General features: G+C 56.6%; 21 protein-coding genes, 1 tRNA gene and 1 pseudogene. 10 read left to right on the top strand and 13 right to left on the bottom strand.

The window, feature by feature from the left end; translation table 11 throughout:
- Nucleotides 1-263 precede the first annotated feature (263 nt).
- Nucleotides 264-351 (bottom strand) — tRNA-Ser (locus tag V6F78_RS22175).
- 123 nt (nucleotides 352-474) lie between these two features.
- Between V6F78_RS22175 and V6F78_RS22170 the strand changes: the two genes are divergently transcribed.
- From V6F78_RS22170 to V6F78_RS22135, 8 genes and pseudogenes are all read left to right on the top strand, one after another.
- Nucleotides 475-1,146, top strand: a complete 672-nt coding sequence (locus tag V6F78_RS22170; protein ID WP_047275770.1) for a Bax inhibitor-1/YccA family protein — start codon at nucleotides 475-477, stop codon at nucleotides 1,144-1,146.
- Nucleotides 1,147-1,255: 109 nt separating this feature from the next.
- Nucleotides 1,256-1,648, top strand: coding sequence for a sulfurtransferase complex subunit TusD (tusD, locus tag V6F78_RS22165; RefSeq protein ID WP_047276248.1), 393 nt, complete (start codon nucleotides 1,256-1,258; stop codon nucleotides 1,646-1,648).
- 1 nt (nucleotide 1,649) lies between these two features.
- Nucleotides 1,650-2,012: a sulfurtransferase complex subunit TusC gene (gene tusC / locus V6F78_RS22160; RefSeq protein WP_047294001.1), complete on the top strand. Its 363-nt coding sequence runs from the start codon at nucleotides 1,650-1,652 to the stop codon at nucleotides 2,010-2,012.
- Nucleotides 2,012-2,311, top strand: coding sequence for a sulfurtransferase complex subunit TusB (tusB, locus tag V6F78_RS22155; protein WP_047294003.1), 300 nt, complete (start codon nucleotides 2,012-2,014; stop codon nucleotides 2,309-2,311). Before tusC ends, tusB begins: the two co-directional genes overlap by 1 nt.
- On the top strand, nucleotides 2,308-2,643 hold the full coding sequence (locus tag V6F78_RS22150; RefSeq protein ID WP_047276242.1) for a TusE/DsrC/DsvC family sulfur relay protein: 336 nt from the start codon (nucleotides 2,308-2,310) through the stop codon (nucleotides 2,641-2,643). The genes tusB and V6F78_RS22150 overlap by 4 nt, the downstream gene beginning before the upstream one ends.
- Entirely contained in the window at nucleotides 2,640-3,641 is a 1,002-nt protein-coding gene (locus V6F78_RS22145) for a glycosyl transferase family protein (RefSeq protein ID WP_332728315.1), read from the top strand. Before V6F78_RS22150 ends, V6F78_RS22145 begins: the two co-directional genes overlap by 4 nt.
- Before the next feature lie 87 nt (nucleotides 3,642-3,728).
- Nucleotides 3,729-4,727 (top strand): annotated as a pseudogene (locus V6F78_RS22140) (glutathione S-transferase family protein).
- A 76-nt stretch (nucleotides 4,728-4,803) separates the two neighbouring features.
- Nucleotides 4,804-5,031 (top strand): YheU family protein, encoded by a 228-nt coding sequence (locus tag V6F78_RS22135; RefSeq protein WP_047275783.1) that lies wholly within the window; start codon nucleotides 4,804-4,806, stop codon nucleotides 5,029-5,031.
- On the opposite strand, the gene csrA is transcribed toward V6F78_RS22135, so the two are convergent.
- Nucleotides 5,028-5,231, bottom strand: coding sequence for a carbon storage regulator CsrA (gene csrA, locus V6F78_RS22130; protein WP_047294030.1), 204 nt, complete (start codon nucleotides 5,229-5,231; stop codon nucleotides 5,028-5,030). The genes V6F78_RS22135 and csrA overlap by 4 nt on opposite strands.
- Nucleotides 5,232-5,401: 170 nt before the next feature.
- Nucleotides 5,402-5,734 (bottom strand): YnfA family protein, encoded by a 333-nt coding sequence (locus V6F78_RS22125; protein WP_047294006.1) that lies wholly within the window; start codon nucleotides 5,732-5,734, stop codon nucleotides 5,402-5,404.
- A gap of 207 nt (nucleotides 5,735-5,941) precedes the next feature.
- Here V6F78_RS22125 and V6F78_RS22120 point away from each other — a divergent pair, with 207 nt between their 5' ends.
- A complete protein-coding gene (locus V6F78_RS22120) occupies nucleotides 5,942-6,094 on the top strand; it encodes a DUF3309 family protein (protein ID WP_047294031.1) in 153 nt (50 codons plus the stop codon).
- 66 nt (nucleotides 6,095-6,160) lie between these two features.
- Here the strand turns inward: V6F78_RS22120 and V6F78_RS22115 are convergent, their stop codons facing one another.
- The 5 genes from V6F78_RS22115 to V6F78_RS22095 all read right to left on the bottom strand — a co-directional run bounded on the left by V6F78_RS22115 (nucleotide 6,161) and on the right by V6F78_RS22095 (nucleotide 11,055).
- Nucleotides 6,161-8,239 carry an LTA synthase family protein gene (locus tag V6F78_RS22115; protein ID WP_047294007.1) on the bottom strand — a complete coding sequence of 693 codons (2,079 nt, stop codon included), beginning with the start codon at nucleotides 8,237-8,239 and terminating at the stop codon, nucleotides 6,161-6,163.
- Between the two features lie 329 nt (nucleotides 8,240-8,568).
- Entirely contained in the window at nucleotides 8,569-9,441 is an 873-nt protein-coding gene (gene speE / locus V6F78_RS22110) for a polyamine aminopropyltransferase (RefSeq protein WP_047294008.1), read from the bottom strand.
- A gap of 204 nt (nucleotides 9,442-9,645) precedes the next feature.
- Nucleotides 9,646-9,837: a PLDc N-terminal domain-containing protein gene (locus V6F78_RS22105; RefSeq protein ID WP_047275793.1), complete on the bottom strand. Its 192-nt coding sequence runs from the start codon at nucleotides 9,835-9,837 to the stop codon at nucleotides 9,646-9,648.
- A gap of 83 nt (nucleotides 9,838-9,920) precedes the next feature.
- Entirely contained in the window at nucleotides 9,921-10,451 is a 531-nt protein-coding gene (locus V6F78_RS22100; RefSeq protein WP_047294009.1) for a hypothetical protein, read from the bottom strand.
- 70 nt (nucleotides 10,452-10,521) lie between these two features.
- The gene (locus V6F78_RS22095) at nucleotides 10,522-11,055 is read right to left on the bottom strand and encodes an ankyrin repeat domain-containing protein (RefSeq protein ID WP_047275798.1); all 534 of its coding nucleotides are present in this window, start codon (nucleotides 11,053-11,055) and stop codon (nucleotides 10,522-10,524) included.
- 326 nt (nucleotides 11,056-11,381) lie between these two features.
- On the opposite strand from V6F78_RS22095, the gene V6F78_RS22090 reads away from it, so the two are divergent.
- Entirely contained in the window at nucleotides 11,382-11,660 is a 279-nt protein-coding gene (locus V6F78_RS22090) for a DUF3509 domain-containing protein (protein ID WP_047276189.1), read from the top strand.
- Between the two features lie 72 nt (nucleotides 11,661-11,732).
- Here the strand turns inward: V6F78_RS22090 and mtnC are convergent, their stop codons facing one another.
- From mtnC to aroC, 5 genes are all read right to left on the bottom strand, one after another.
- Nucleotides 11,733-12,416, bottom strand: a complete 684-nt coding sequence (gene mtnC / locus V6F78_RS22085) for an acireductone synthase (protein ID WP_095008829.1) — start codon at nucleotides 12,414-12,416, stop codon at nucleotides 11,733-11,735.
- Between the two features lie 10 nt (nucleotides 12,417-12,426).
- On the bottom strand, nucleotides 12,427-12,972 hold the full coding sequence (locus tag V6F78_RS22080) for a 1,2-dihydroxy-3-keto-5-methylthiopentene dioxygenase (protein WP_094990404.1): 546 nt from the start codon (nucleotides 12,970-12,972) through the stop codon (nucleotides 12,427-12,429).
- 97 nt (nucleotides 12,973-13,069) lie between these two features.
- Entirely contained in the window at nucleotides 13,070-13,690 is a 621-nt protein-coding gene (locus V6F78_RS22075; protein ID WP_047294014.1) for a methylthioribulose 1-phosphate dehydratase, read from the bottom strand.
- Complete coding sequence (locus V6F78_RS22070; RefSeq protein WP_169837941.1) at nucleotides 13,687-14,835, bottom strand: MFS transporter; 1,149 nt, start codon at nucleotides 14,833-14,835, stop codon at nucleotides 13,687-13,689. The genes V6F78_RS22075 and V6F78_RS22070 overlap by 4 nt, the downstream gene beginning before the upstream one ends.
- A gap of 34 nt (nucleotides 14,836-14,869) precedes the next feature.
- Complete coding sequence (aroC, locus tag V6F78_RS22065; protein WP_048375685.1) at nucleotides 14,870-15,961, bottom strand: chorismate synthase; 1,092 nt, start codon at nucleotides 15,959-15,961, stop codon at nucleotides 14,870-14,872.
- Nucleotides 15,962-16,060 lie beyond the last annotated feature (99 nt).

Genomic DNA, 16,060 nt, shown 5'->3' with positions numbered 1-16,060 from the left:
TTGCGGGTCTGCTTGCGCTTACCGGCGTACTCGGCATCGGCGAAGGTCATTTGCTTCATCATCGAAAAGCTCGGCGATTGGTGTCCGGGGATTTTGCCAAATCAGGAAGTCTTTTTCAGGATTTCCCTAAATGAGCTGAGTTATGGAACACATGCTAAAAAGTTTTGGAACACATAACCCAAAACCACCCTTCAGCAGCCCCCTTCCCCAACCCCCAGAAACGACAAAGCCCGTCTAGGACGGGCTCTATCGGTGTAGCAATATGGCGGAGGCGATGGGATTCGAACTCATGGACCTGTTACAGTCGACGGTTTTCAAGACCGTTGCCTTAAACCACTCGGCCACACCTCCTAACGTTGTTGCGGGCGCCATAATACCTGAACGAAACACGTTGTCAAACTCTCTTGATCGCTTGTTGCAGAGCCTCTGCTATGATCTTTGCTACTTAACATTTCAATACACAGGAGTATCGCCATGCGCGAACAGGATTACGCAGTTAATAACAGCGTGCAGGCCGAGCAGCTAGAGGTTAGCCGCGTCCTGCGCAACACTTACGGTTTACTGGCTTTAACCCTCGCTTTCAGCGGTGTGATGGCTTTCGTCGCCCAGCAGATGCGTGTCGGTTACCCAAACATTTTCGTTGTATTGATCGGCTTTTATGGTCTGTTCTTTCTCACCAACAAGCTGCGTGATTCGGCATGGGGTCTGGTGTCGACGTTTGCACTGACGGGTTTTATGGGTTTCCTGCTCGGCCCGATCCTTAACCGCTACTTGGGCATGCAAGGCGGCGCTGAGGTCGTGGCTTCTGCCTTTGCGATGACGGCTCTGGTTTTCGGCGGCCTGTCTGCTTATGTGTTAATCACCCGCAAAGACATGAGCTTCCTGGGCGGTTTTATCACTGCGGGTTTCTTTGTACTGCTGGGTGCAACGCTGGCGAGCTTCTTCTTCCAGATCAGCGGGTTGCAGTTGGCTATCAGCGCCGGTTTTGTGCTGTTCTCTTCGGTCTGCATTCTGTTCCAGACCAGCGCCATCATTAATGGCGGCGAACGTAACTACATCATGGCGACCATTAGCCTGTACGTGTCGATCTACAACCTGTTCATCAGCTTGCTGCAAATTTTCGGCATCATGAGCCGCGACGACTGAGTCAGCAGTTGTTTGGCAAAAGCCCGCCTCGGCGGGCTTTTTGCTGCCTTGTGCAAGCATCTTGAGCCTAGTGGCTTTATCATTGCGCGAGTTTTGCAGAGAGCACCCCATGAAATTTGCTATCGCCCTATATTCTGCGGCCCATGCGCCCTCTTCCCGTCGAGCCCTGCGCTTTGCCGAAGCCGTTCTGGCTGGCGGACATGAAATTGTGCGCCTGTTCTTCTATCAGGACGGCGTGCACAGCGCATCGAGCAACATCGTAACGCCTCAGGATGAGCCTGATCTCGCACAGCAATGGGCAGCTTTTGTGTCTGAGCACCAACTGGATGGCGTGGTCTGCATTGCCGCCGCCTTGCGACGAGGTGTGCTGAATGAGGCAGAGGCCACGCGCTATCAGCGCTCAGCAGTGAATTTGACAGCGCCTTGGGATTTGTCCGGCCTCGGGCAATTGCACGATGCCATTCAGGCCGCGGATCGGCTGATCTGCTTTGGAGGGGATTAAGATGCCCAAATCGTTACTGATTATCAGCCGACAAGCGCCGTGGTCTGGCCTGGGCGCGCGTGAAGCCTTGGACATCGCGCTCGCGGGCGGCGCGTTCGACCTACCGATTGGGCTTCTATTCCTCGACGACGGCGTGTTTCAGCTGTTGCCTGAGCAACACCCCACCGCCCTTGAACAAAAGAACCTGACGGCCAATTTGCAGGCGTTGTCGATGTTCGGCGTAGACGATTTGTTCGCGTGCGACGCCAGCCTCCACGAGCGCGGCCTCGCCCCCACAGCGTTGGCCGTAGAAGGCGTGCAGGCTTTGTCCACACAACAAATCAGCGATCTCATCGCCCGTCATGACCAGGTGATAACCCTCTGATGTCGACCTTACATGTTTTGAGCCACTCTCCTTTTTCTGATACGCGTCTCGGAAGTTGCCTGCGCCTACTCTCGGCTATCGACGGCATTCTGCTCTGTGGCGATGCTGTTTATGCCCTCCAACCGGGCACCCTTCCTCGCGAGACGCTCGATAACATGAGCCCGGCGCTCAACCTTTACGTGCTCGATGAAGACCTGCAAGCCCGCAACCTCCTGCTCCCGGAGTGGGCTACACGCGTCGACTACCCCGCATTTGTCGAACTGTCCCTACACTATGACAAGGTCAACACCTGGCTATGACGGTCCTCACTCTCGACGGCAGATCCATTGAGCTGGATAAGGACGGTTATCTGGCCGACCTGAATGACTGGTCGCCCGAGGTGGCCACGGCACTGGCGATGCAAAATGACATCGAGCTGACCCCGGACCACTGGGAAATTCTGCAGCTGCTGCGCAACTTCTATGAAGAGTTTCAGCTCTCGCCCGCCACGCGGCCCTTGATCAAATACACCGCGCTCAAACTGGGGGCAGAAAAAGGCAACAGCCTGCACCTCAATCGCCTGTTCAACGGCACCCCTGCCAAACTCGCCGCAAAACTGGCGGGCCTGCCCAAACCGACCAACTGCCTATGAACACGCCTGCTCCGCTGACGCTAACCACTCCCGCCGAACACCCTTTCGCTCAATTCGTACGCATTTTGGGCAAAGGTAAACGCGGCGCGCGCAACCTGACCCGTGAAGAAGCGCATGAAGCGATGGGCATGTTGCTCGACGAAAAAACTGAAGAGGCCCAGCTAGGCGCCTTCCTGATGCTGCTCAGGCACAAAGAGGAAAGCCCGCAAGAGCTGGCCGGTTTTGTGGACGCGGTCCGGGAACGACTGTCTGCGCCGATCATTCATGTCGATCTCGACTGGCCCACCTACGCGGGCAAAAAACGCCATCTGCCGTGGTACTTGCTTGCGGCAAAATGCCTGGCCCAGAACGGCGTGCGCATCTTGATGCATGGCGCAGGTGCTCATACGGCCGGGCGCCTTTACAGCGAGCAACTGCTCGAAGAATTGAACATTGCGCTGTGCCGCGACTGGGCACAGGTCGAAAGCGCCTTGCAGCAGCACAATCTGGCCTTTTTCCCTTTACAGGACTGGGCACCTCAGCTGCAACACATGATCGACTTGCGCAACACGCTCGGCCTTCGCTCACCGATTCACTCATTGGCGCGCCTACTTAATCCGCTCCACGCCCGCTGTGGACTGCAAAGCATTTTCCATCCGGGTTATCAAAGCGTGCACCGCGAAGCCAGCACGCTGCTGGGTGACACCTGCATCGTGGTGAAAGGGGATGGCGGTGAGATCGAGATCAATCCCGACTCGATCAGCCACCTGTATGGCACGGCTAATGGCCTTAGTTGGGACGAAGAGTGGCCAGCGTTATCGGCACAGCGACACGTGAAACCCGCCTTTCTGGACACACTGCAACTCAAGGCCTTTTGGCGCGGGGACTTCGAAGACAGCTATGCGCAAAAGGCTCTGTTATCGACCATGGCCCTGGCTTTGCGCGGGCTGGGCACGCCCCGGGAACAGGCCTTCGTCATTGCCAAAACGTATTGGGAAAACCGCAACAAATCGATTTAACCGATGGGTTACGCCCACGTTTTGCCCTATTCGTTCGAACTCAGACCTTTAGACTGAACTCCAAAGCGAAACCGCCAGGAGCTTCACATGGGCTTATTGATGGATGGGCATTGGCACGACCAATGGTATGAAAGCAGCAAAGACGGTGCGTTCCAGCGAGAGCAGGCACAGCGCAGAAACTGGATCACGTCCGATGGCGCGCCCGGTCCAACCGGAATTGGCGGTTTCGCACCCGAGGCCGGGCGCTATCATTTATACGTTTCTCTGGCCTGCCCATGGGCCCATCGCACGCTGATAACCCGCACGCTCAAGGGCCTCGAACCCTTGATCGGCGTATCCGTGGTGAGCTGGCTGATGCTGGAAAATGGCTAGACGTTTGATCGCGCTGACGGCTCCAGTGGCGACCACCTGAATAACGCTGACTTCCTGCATCAGCTGTATACACGCGATACGCCCGATTACACCGGCCGCGTCACCGTACCGGTACTCTGGGACACCCATCTAAAGCGCATCGTCAGCAACGAATCGGCGGATATCATTCGCATGTTCAATAACGCCTTTGACCCCCTGACGGGCAATCGGCTCGATATGTATCCCGCGGTACTGGCGAGCGACGTAGATGGCTGGAATGAGCGTATCTACCCCGCCCTCAATAACGGTATCTATCGCGCCGGTTTCGCCACGTCCCAAACGGCGTATGAAAGCGCCTTCGACGATGTGTTCAACGAACTCAACCACCTTGAACAGCACCTGGCAGAACATCGCTATCTGGCGGGCATTTACCTGACGGAAGCCGACATCCGCCTGTTCACCACCCTCATCCGGTTCGACGCTGTCTACTACAGCCACTTCAAATGCAATGCGCGCAGAATCGACGATTACGCCAATCTGTCCAATTGGCTACGTGAGCTGTATCAATGGCCCGGTATCAGTGAGACCGTGAACTTTACTCACATCAAAGGTCATTACTACGCCAGCCACCGTACGATTAATCCCACGGGGATCATCCCCAAGGGGCCTGATCTGAGCCTTATCGCAGCCCACCACCGTGACCGCCTGAAGGGACGCGGGATCTTCACTCGCTAGCGCTTGAGCACGTTTGAGTACTGGCACCGGGCGACGGGTGCCAGTAGCATCTGTGCATTGATCAAGAGAACCCCTCATGCTTATCCCCTACGACCAACTTGAACCCGACACACTGACTCACCTCATCGAAGATTTCGTCAGCCGTGATGGCACTGATAATGGCGACGACACACCTCAGGAAACCCGCGTACTGCGCGTTCGCCAAGCCCTGAGCAAAGGTCAGGCGGTGATTTTCTTTGACCTTGAAAGCCAGCAATGCCAGTTAATGCCCAAACATGCCGTGCCAAAAGAATTCTTTGATTAACCTTTGCGCGCAGGGTGAATGGATATCGCTGCACCTTGCTGTTGACGAATACGCTCATAGACCTCAGCCCGATGCACGGTCACGTCTTTGGGCGCCTCTATCCCCAAGCGCACATGATTGCCATTGACGGCCACAATCCGGACGGTGATGTCCTGGTTGATTGAAATGTATTCGCCGACTGAACGGCTCAGAATCAGCATGGCGCTCATCTCTGCTTGATGGGTGGGCATCAAGACTGCATCGCGCAAAAACACGCTTCAATCCCTACAACAAAAAACATCCCCTCCTTACTTCTACAAAGAACAATTCCCACACCATAAAACCCAAAGCCCTACATGACTGCTCGTAAAGCCCCCTTCTGAACCGTCTTTCAAGCGCTGGTGAAACGCGGCCCCAGCAAAATGATGGTCGCGCCGATCACGCACATCCCCACGCCGATCCAATCGGTAGCCAGCGGCCTGACTTTTTCCACCGCGGCCAGCCATGCAATGGACGTGATGATGTAGATACCGCCATACGCGGCATAAGCGCGCCCTGCGTAGGCGGCTTCGACTTTGGTCAGCAGCAAAGCAAACAGGGCCAGGCTCAACATGGCAGGCACCATCCACCACGCACTCTTGCCCTGACGCAACCACATCCAGAAGCCATAACAACCGGCAATCTCAAACAGGGCCGCTAAAAAAAACCAGACATAGTTGAGCATGTTTAACCTCGAGCAATCAGCAAGCGGGCCACCCTACCTGCGCGCCGGAACCCCCGCAATGCCTGAATTTTTGAATCAACTTAAATAAGTTTGAATTAATCCCGTCTCGACGCAGTCGGACGTTATAAGCACTGCCCACCCTTGTTTCTCCAAGCAGCGCCCTTTGAACCTTGCATGTTGCTTGATCACATTAATAAGGAACTCATCATGACCACGATTCTTCTCATCGTCCTGATTCTGCTGTTGGTAGGCGGTCTGCCCGTGTTTCCTCACTCGAAAAGTTGGGGTTATGGACCTTCAGGGATTATTGGTGCCGTACTGGTCGTGCTTCTGATTCTGTTGTTACTGGGCAAGATCTAGCGCTTTAACCTGCGACACGCGCAATAAAAAAGAGGCCCTCTGGCCTCTTTTTTATTGCGTCATCGCTTACTTGGGATCCGCTATGCCAGCAGTGTTATCCAGCAAACTTTTGGTCGCTGCCTGCAAGAATGATTCGAGCTTTTGCTTGAGCGCGGCTTCCTGTGCTGAGTCAGTCACCACCTTGGCTTCAGGGTTGGCGCCCAACGTGTATTGCCACACTTTGGCCGGCATGTCCTTTGGCTGAACCAACAAGTGGTCATCGCTGATAATAGCGACGGTTTGATCACTGCCAGACGGCTTGATCACACCACTGCCCTTGTCGCCCGCAGGCAACGTCAACAGGTCGCGGCCCCAGCATTGCTGGCGGAATTCGCCGCCCAGGCGGCCCATGATAGTCGGCACGATGTCGACCTGAGTCCCCACGATATCGCTGCGCGCACCGAATTTTTCCTGAATCCCCGGCCCGATGAACAGCAGTGGCACGTGAAAGCGGCCCAAGTCCATTTCAGAGATTTGCTGCTCGTTACCAAAGCCATGGTCACCCACGACGACAAACAGGGTTTCCTTGAAGTACGGCTCCTTACGGGCCTTTTCAAAGAACTGGCCCAACGCCCAGTCGGAGTAGCGCATGGCCGTCAAATGCTCATTCAACGAGCCGCGATCCGTCACAGGCTCAACCGGCAAGGGGGTCGGCAACGCATACGGCGTGTGGTTGGACAAGGTTTGCAGCAGTGCGTAGAAAGGCGCTTTGCCCTCACGCTTTTTCAGCTCTTCAAGACCCCGGTTGAACATGTCCTGATCGGACACACCCCATGTAGGATCAGAGAACACAGGATCAACGAAATCGTTACGCCCTACGAAGGTAGTCATGCCCTGGTTGCTGAAGAAACCGGACTGGTTGTCCCAGGCAAAGTCGCCGTTATAGACATACACATCATCAAAATTGCGGGCGCCCAGCAGTTCCGGCAAGCCCGAGAGCTTGTGGCTACCTTCCGGGGTCTGCATCAGGTATTCAAAACCCGGCAGGTTCGGGAAGCACGCCATCGTGGCAAACATGCCTTGGTGGGTGTGCGTACCGTTGGAGAAAAAGCGCTCAAACAACAGCCCCTCTTTCGACAGTTTGTCGAAGTAAGGCGTGATATTGCCCGGGCGGCCCAGCGCACCGACCGAGTGGCCAGCAAAGCTTTCCATGAGGATCACCACCACGTTCTTGATCGGCAGCGTTCGCTCCGCAGGCGGCGTGGTGTCGCGACGCACGGGGGCCGTATCCGGATCGACCAGCTTGTCGTGTTCGGTCAGCAGCATGTCACGCACAGTGCCCACTGCAACGGGATCTTCAAGCGTGGCCTTCCAGATGTTGGTGCGCTCGTCAGAGAACCGGCTCTTCGCTGCGGCGATCAAAGAAAGCGAACCATTGAGGCCCAACTGGTTAGCGAAATTGGAATCGGTGGTGTAGGCATCGCCCCAACGCAGCGGAGGGCCTTGACGCAAGGTGCCACGTGCGGCAACCACACACACCAACAACACCACCACAAACACGGCAATCCGCGCATACCACGGAGCGGCTGCACGAACAGCACCAGTACCGGCAGCCGGCAGTGCCGGCCGCGTGGCGCGGTCAACCCCGCGGAAAGCGAAGTACAGCACCCCGGTGCCCACCGCCCACGCCAGTAAGTAACGCACCACCGGGAAGCCATACCACAGCATGCTCATCACGGTTTTCGGGTCTTCCTTCACGTACTGGAAGACCAAGCCGTTAAGCCGTTGATGGAACTCTCGGTAGAAGTCCATCTCCATCAGGCCCAAAAACAGTGCCAGACTCGATGCAGCGGTCAACCAGAAGCGCATCACGCCGCGCTGGGCCATCGCTTTTACACTGAGCAAGGCCAACAGCAACGGGATGCTGAGGTACACCACGATCCGCAGGTCAAAGCGCAAGCCATTGGCGAACGCTTCCAGAAAAGTCGACGTGGGGGTGTCGAGGATCATTTCCCGGTTATAAACCAGCAATGCAACCCGCAGCAGGGTAAACATCACCATCATGACCAACGCGCATAACAGCGTAAAAGCCAGATGCGATTTGACGGTCGGTTGCAACCCACGCATTCCAGCGTTGGGTTGTCTTAGGGCGTCCGGGTTTGCCATGTCGTTTTAGGACCCATTGATTCGGTTGGTGTGACATCGAGTGCGCATCTTGCACCATGGCAACGCTGCCGCGAGGCAGTGCCGTGGGGTGTACATGCGCGGTGGGCAAATGTTGCACAATCGCCTGTGGTTGAACACTGGCGAGATGCGGGTGCAGCGCAGAATCAGGCTCCGGGGCGTTGCGAAAGCATCATTCCAGAGCCCTTCAAGCAAGACGATGCGCGTTAATACTGGCGCGGATTCTCTTAAATGAAACGTGAAAATTTTGTTCAAAGCATATTTTGAAACACAAGAAAGGGCCTTTCGGCCCTTTCTTGTGTTTCAGCTTTTTAATCGTTACTTGCTTTATTGATGGCCTGCAACACGTACTGCGGCATGGCAAATGCTCCGATGTGAACCTCGGGATTGTAGTAACGCGTCACGATCCCGCTGCCTGCGAACCGCTGACGCAAAGTCTCAAGCGGGAGCTTGCGGTAGGCGCTGTCGGTGGAGCCCCAGGCGAAGGTCATCGCGCCACCAATGTAGGTCGGCACGGCGGCCTGATAGAAATGCCAGTCAGCAAAGAGACTGCGCAGGCGCCCGGCTGTGGTTTTCACTTCTTCGATTTGCATGAACGGCGTTCCGTTTTGCGTGACCAGCACACCGCCTTCATTCAGGCAACGATGGCAAGCCTGGTAGAAGTTCTCCGAAAACAGCACTTCACCCGGACCGATTGGGTCGGTGGAGTCCGAGATGATGACGTCAAATTTTTCTTCGGTGGTGGCCACAAAACGCATGCCGTCGTCGATCACCAGGTTGAGACGTGGATCGTCGTAGGCGCCGTTGGAGTGGTTGGGCAAAAACGTTTTGCACATGTCCACTACGGTGCCGTCGATCTCAACCATGGTGATGTGCTCAATGGCGCGGTGCTTGGTCACTTCGCGCAGCATGCCGCCATCGCCGCCGCCGATGATCAGTACGCGCTTGACCGTACCATGCGCCAGGATCGGCACATGGGTGAGCATTTCGTGGTAGATGAATTCATCGGCTTCGGTGGTCTGGATGACACCGTCCAGGGCCATGACGCGCCCCATCACCGGATTTTCGAAGATCACCAGGTGCTGGTGGTCGGTGCGCACTTCGTGCAGCAACTTGTCCATGCGAAAGCGCTGGCCGTAGCCCTGGTACAGCGTTTCGAGATAGTCGGTTTTAACTTCGGTCATGGGAAGTCCCCTTGAATGCTGGTGGCAACGGACGGTCACCCGCCCATGATCGACAGTCAAACTGCACGCCGCAGCGCGGCACACACGTTCAATTGCCCAAGAAAGGCGCGCATTCTACTTCGGGGAAGATGACAGGTCGAACCTTGAGGCGGACAAACACCCTGAACTGCCGCATTTTTTGTGCGGCAGGTCACTCAATGCAGGTTAAACCCTGACATTGCCGCGCGGGCCAGCAATGGCCCAGATCACCAGCCCCAATACCGGCAGGAAGATAATCAGCAACACCCAGAGGATTTTCATCCCGGTTTCAGCGCCACTTTTCAGCACGTTGATGATGGCCCAGATATCCAGAGCCAGAATGATCAGGCCAATCAGGCCGTTGAACGTGGAACCCATGATGACGCTCCTGAGTGAAGGGCTTGTTCCCTTAGGATAGTCAGTGCTTTCAAGGGTTCCGTTATTTATTCAATCGCGGGTGGTTAAACGTGCACCGCCACTTTCAGGGCTTCGAGCGACGGCTCGGCCTTGATGCCGACCTCGGCACACAATTGAAGTACGCGCTGTACGTCATTGCCATAGACCAGCACGACCTGAATCTCATCATCCAGCGGCTGGCTAAGGTTCATCAGCACATAACCACCGTTCTCCGGGTTCATGCTGCCCATCTGGATTTGAATACGGTTCAAAGCAGTCAAGGGCTCGGTCTTGGCCAACTGCTTGGGCTTGATATTGAACGCCACACCGGGGCCGAAAGACGCCACGATCTGAGCGAATACATCCATGTAGGTGTCTGCCTGAAACAACACGGTCTCAGGCAGGCTGCCAATCACCACCCACTCGCCCAGCGAAATCGGGAAGGTGTCGTCGTAGTTGATATCCGGATTGTCAGCCAGAAACCCCTCAGGGTCGGCGTAAGCCTGAGCCGCTTCATCAGCGATCTTGACGATTTCATCCTCGCCCATGCACCCCGAGCTGATTTTGCTGATGAGTTCAACGAGTGTGGTTTTCATGGGCACGGCCTGTCGCAGGGAAATTTGAGGGCGCGCAGGATATATCAATTGCGGCCCTCAAGGCAGGGCATCAGCCCAACAGCTTTTCAAGTTGAGCCGCCGAGTCGGTCGCACCCATGGTTTTGGCCGCATCCAGTGCGGTGATGCCATTGGCATCCTTGGCTTTTGGATCCGCCCCTTTGCTGATCAAGTAGTCAATGATCTCAGTACGGTTGAACATCGCCGCCATCATCAACGCGGTTCGTCCGTCAAACGACGCACCTTCAATGTCAGCACCGTTCTCGACCAATGTTTTGACCATCTCCAGATTGCCTTTGAACGCAGCACCGGCAATCGGGCTCTGACCATTGTCATTGCGCACTTCAGGGTCGGCCTTGTGTTCGAGCAGCACTTTCACTGCATCCACATGCCCGTGGTAACTGGCGAGCATCAGCAGGGTGTCGCCCTTGTGATTGCGCAGGTTCGCCGGCAAGCCTTTGCTCAACAGCGCGGCCAGCATGGCGGCATCCCCTTCGCGTGCTTTGTTGAATACCTGTTCGGCAAAATCGGCCGCTTCTTCCGGGGTCATCTGCCGTGGTTGATCGGCTGCGGGGGTGTCTGACATTTGAGGCTCCAGATGCGCTACTAAAAGAAGGTAGTTTCCTGAGACGTGCAGGGCATGTCATCCCTTTTTTACGCAAAGAGGCGATAGGCAAAAATCATCACCCGCGGTTTTTCTCTTTAGTAGAAACCAAGCCCGCTTTAAACCCTGCGCAAATTGGGCAAAATGCAGGATGCACGATGGCCATTCATGCAGAATGCACGACAGGGGTATTTTGATACAACTTCAACCTATTGATTTATAAGGATTTTTTAAAAAACCAATAGTGGCACAATCACTGCAATACCTACTCCATGCAAGCCCTTCATGAGCTAATGGAGCTGAAAGACATGAGCATGATTCAAGAAAAATTCGCATCGCTGTTCTCGAACTACACCGTCACCACCAAAGCCCGCCCGGATGGCGGCGTGTTGCTGACGCTGTGTGACAGTGATGGCAAGCAGACCCAGCGCTCTATTTCTTACGCTCAACTGCACACCGCCGAGCAACTGACGTGGGTGATCAGCGCGATTCGTCGCGACCTCGCGGGCCAGGCCAGTGAGCTGCCTACGATTTCGCTGCTGCAAAGTCAGAACCGCTTTGCACTGCCGACCTATCACAACGCTTGAGCAACACCCTGAACGCAAAAGCCAGCACACGCTAACACTGCGTCTGCTGGCTTTTTTATTGCTTCGCTGTCTTCACACCAATGGCGGATCGATCTCGGCGAAACTGCGCACGGTTTTGTGCCCCGCCAGCTCGCCTCCGTCACGCGCCAGGCCGCACGTTTGCATGCCTGCTTGTTGCGCGGCATCAAGTTCTTCGACGATGTCGGAGAGAAACAGAATTTTCCCCGCCGGACAGCCAATGGCTTCAGTGATGTGGCGATACGATTGCGCTTCGCGCTTGGGCCCGGAGGTGGTGTCGAAGTAGCCACTGAACAACGGCGTCAGGTCGCCCGCCTCCGAGCAACCGAAAATCAGTTTTTGCGCCTGAATCGAACCCGACGAATACACATACAGCGCATACCCTTGCTCGTGCCAGGCCTTGAGCGCCGCCACGGCATCGGAGTAAACGTGCCCTTTTAACTCGCCCGCTTCATAGCCCTGCTTCCAGATCATGCCTTGTAACGCCTTTAGCGGCGTGGCCTTGCGATCCTCGGCGATCCATTGCTGCAGAATTTCTATCACCCGCTCCACGTCGGCCTCGGGTTCACCGCTGTCCAGGCGCACGGCCCCCAGTTGTATCGCGACTTCCGGGTCTTCTGCATGCTCGCGAATAAAGGCGGGCAGGTGTTGGGCTGCGTAAGGAAACAACACGTCGAAGACAAAACTCACTGCGCTGGTGGTGCCTTCAATATCGGTCAGGATGGCCTTGATGGGCATGCGAGATTCCTTAATCTTCGAGGCGCGGGAAACGGCTGGCGATGTCTTCACCGGTAAAATTGGCGACCCAGCCTTCAGGGTTATTAAACAGGCGGATGGCGACAAAATGCGGGTGCTCACCCATGTCAAACCAGTGTGGCGTGCCTGCCGGGACAGAAATCAGATCATTCTTTTCACACAGCACCGCGTACACGTAGTCATCGATGTGCAAGGTAAACAGACCACGGCCAGCCACGAAAAAACGGACTTCATCTTCTGCGTGGCGATGCTCGTCGAGGAATTTGGCGCGCAATTCTGCTTTTTGCGGATGATCGCTGTTGAGGCTGATCACATCGACCGTGACGTACCCCCGCTCGCTTATCAGCTGATCGATCTGCGAACGGTAGGCGCTGATCACCTCTTGCTGACTGGCACCCGGCTGGATGGGCGTTGCCGCTTGCCAGCGGTCAAAACGCACGCCCTGCTCGGCGAGCGTGGCGGCGATGTCATCAACGTGGGTCAATACCTTGTTCGGCAGCTCAGGGCTTGAAACGTGATAAACAGACAAACTGCTCATAAAGGGTTATTCCTCGGCTGCGGCACGCTTTGAGCGTTTACACACGGGTCAGCGTACCGTTCAAATCAGGGGGACAGCGCTTGCGGGCCACGTTGCCTCAACGGTGGAGCACGGCGCGGGTTTTCAGTTCACATTCAAACAAAAACTCAAAGGCTTCGATCTGGCGCAGGGCGTCGCTCATGCGCGGCCCCCACGTGTAGAGACCATGCCCGCGAATCAGGTAACCCACACAGTCGGGGTGTGCATCCAGCCAGGGCTGAACGTTGCGCGCCAGGCGAGTGATGTCCTGATCGTTATCGAAGATCGGCACGTGCACACGCGAGGCGTGAGTCGACACCCCGCTGAACGCTTTTTGCAGTTCGTAATCTTCAAACGTGATGCTGTCGCCAAGCGTCAAGCGCGAAAGCACGGTCGCATTCACCGAGTGGGTATGCAGCACCGCTCCAATGTCTGGGCGCCAGCTATACAACTGGGTGTGCAGCAGGGTTTCAGCAGACGGTTTTTTGCCGGGTTCGAGGCTGTTGCCCTCCATATCGGTGGCCAACACGTCATCAAGGCCCAATTGGCCTTTGTGTTTACCCGATACCGTCAGCAGCGCTTCGCTGGCCGAGAGCCGGGTGGAATAGTTGCTGCTGGTGGCTGGCGACCAGCCGCGGCCATATAAAAAGCGCCCGGCGTCAATGATTTCCAGGCTCAGGTGTTCACGGGTAAGGCTCATGGCCTGTCCTCTTGCAGTCGAGTGGCAATGATAACGGCTGCGGCCAGCGCTGCGACGCTGGCCATACTAAAGGTGATAGTCGGGCCGAGGGTGTTCCAGGCATATCCGGCGTAAAGCGCACCTGCTGCGCCGCCGACCCCGGCCAGTGTCGCGTACAGGGCTTGTCCCTGACCTTGCTGGCCCGGCCCGAAACTGCGTTGAACAAAGGTCATGGCGGCTGCATGAAAACTGCCGAAGGTCGCCGCATGCATGAGCTGAGCCAGCAACAGCAGCCAAAAGTGCTCGGCAAACGAACCCAGCAACAGCCAACGCACCCCTGCCGTGAGAAAACTGAACAGCAACACGCGGCGTACCGAAAAGCGCAGGAGAATGCGGCGCATGGCCATGAACATCAGCACTTCGGCCACCACCCCCAACGCCCACAGCAACCCGATCATTCCACGGCTGTAACCCAGGGATTCAAGGTGCAGGGTCAGGAAGGTGTAATAGGGGCCATGGCTCATTTGCATCAGGGCCACACACGCATAAAAAGCCAGCACACCGGGGCTGCGCAGCTGCTTGAAAAAACCGTCCGCCAGCACCTTGCGATTGCCGCTGGAAGGTTGCGCATTGGGCACCCACAGGCTGCACAGCACAATCGCGGCCATGACCACGACCAGCGTCACCGGGTACACGTCCAGGCTCAACCCTTCAAACACCCGCCCCAGAACCACCACCGTCAGGATGAAGCCCACCGATCCCCACAGGCGGATCTGGCTGTAACGCTCGGGTTGCTCACGCAGATGGGCAAAGGTGATGACTTCAAATTGCGGCAGCACCGCGTGCCAGAAGAACGCATGCAAAGCCATGACCAGCGCCAGCCACGCGTAACTTTTACTGACAAAAATCAGGGCAAAACTGAACAAGGTGCAGAGCGCACCCACACGCACGATCAGCAGACGCTGACCGGTGTAATCCGCCAGCCAGCCCCACAGGTTGGGGGCTACGCAGCGCATCAGCATGGGAATGGCCACCAGTTCGCCGATGCGCGCACTGGAAAACCCGAGGTGATGGAAGTACAGCGCCAGAAATGGCGCTGTGGCTCCCAGCAAAGCGAAGTAAAAAAGATAGAAACCAGACAAACGCCAGTACGGAAGTGTCGCCACCGTCGTCAGACCGTGGCGCTCAACAGCCCCTGCATTACAACTGGCCCAGCACAGGCGTGCTGACACGCACGTCGGCGTTCTGGCCGCGATGGCGCAACAAATGGTCCATCAACACAATGGCCATCATTGCTTCTGCGATGGGCGTGGCACGGATGCCGACACACGGGTCATGACGGCCTTTGGTGATGACATCCACCGGGTTGCCGTGCACATCAATCGAACAGCCGGGCGTGGTGATGCTCGACGTGGGCTTGAGGGCAAGGTGCGCCACGATAGGCTGGCCGGAGGAAATGCCACCCAGGATGCCACCGGCATTGTTGCTGAGGAACCCTTGGGGTGTCAGCTCATCGCGATGCTCGGTACCGCGCTGGGCAACGCTGGCAAAACCGGCGCCGATTTCAATGCCCTTCACCGCGTTGATGCTCATCAGGGCATGGGCCAGTTCTGCATCCAGGCGGTCGAAAATCGGTTCGCCCAGGCCCGGCATCACGCCTTCGGCCACCACGGTGATCTTGGCGCCAACGGAGTCCTGATCGCGGCGCAACTGGTCCATGTAGGCTTCCAGCTCAGGCACTTTGTCCGGATCAGGGCTGAAGAACGCGTTTTCTTCGACGCTATCCCAGGTTTTGAACGGAATTTCAATCGGACCCAACTGGCTCATGTAGCCACGAATCACGATGCCCTGGGTGGCCAGGTACTTCTTGGCGATGGCACCGGCCGCCACGCGCATGGCCGTTTCGCGGGCCGAACTGCGGCCGCCGCCACGGTAATCACGCTCACCATATTTGTGGTGATAGGTGTAGTCGGCATGGGCCGGGCGAAACAGGTCTTTGATCGCCGAGTAGTCCTTGGACTTCTGGTCGGTGTTGCGAATCAGCAGGCCAATGGCGCATCCGGTGGTGCGACCTTCGAACACGCCGGACAGGATTTCGACTTCGTCCGCTTCCTGACGCTGCGTGGTGTGACGGCTGGTGCCCGGCTTGCGGCGGTCCAGGTCACGCTGCAGATCTTCAAGGGACAGCTCAAGCCCTGGCGGGCAGCCATCAACAATGGCGACCAACGCCGGGCCATGGCTTTCGCCAGCGGTGGTGACAGTGAACAGCTTGCCGTAGGTATTGCCGGACATGCAGGGCGCTCCGTGAAAATCAGCCGATCGGGCTCAGCCGGGATAACTAAGCGCGCCAGTATACGCAGGCTGCCCCAGTAGTTCATCCTCGAACCTTAT

It is taken from the genome of Pseudomonas sp. ESBL9, from assembly GCF_036668715.1.
In the GTDB taxonomy this organism is placed as follows: domain Bacteria; phylum Pseudomonadota; class Gammaproteobacteria; order Pseudomonadales; family Pseudomonadaceae; genus Aquipseudomonas; species Aquipseudomonas lundensis.
This window is presented reverse-complemented; position numbering and strand designations above follow the sequence as displayed.